Origin of the sequence: Youngiibacter fragilis 232.1 (assembly GCF_000495435.3) — a bacterium.
In the GTDB taxonomy this organism is placed as follows: domain Bacteria; phylum Bacillota; class Clostridia; order Clostridiales; family Clostridiaceae; genus Youngiibacter; species Youngiibacter fragilis.
In genome coordinates, this window is sequence record NZ_AXUN02000134.1 from 1 (window position 1) to 215 (window position 215).

The 215-nt window shown below is 51.6% G+C and carries 1 protein-coding gene; it reads right to left on the reverse strand.

What is annotated here, in order from left to right; all coding sequences use genetic code 11:
- On the reverse strand, positions 1-215 hold a 215-nt coding region (locus T472_RS19530), incomplete at both ends, for a sigma 54-interacting transcriptional regulator (protein ID WP_160319127.1).

Genomic DNA, 215 nt, shown 5'->3' on the forward strand with positions numbered 1-215 from the left:
AGTAGAGGTCCTCCCTGAAGGTGCCATTCCTTACCATGTCCTCAAGGTTCTGGTTGGTTGCAGATATTATCCTTACATCTATAGGGATTGTCTCGCTTGAACCTACCTTCTCCAGTTCCTTTTCCTGAAGCACCCTCAGGAGCTTTGCCTGCATGGTGAGGGGCATGTCGCCTATCTCGTCGAGGAACACTGTTCCTCCGTTGGCGAGCTCGAAC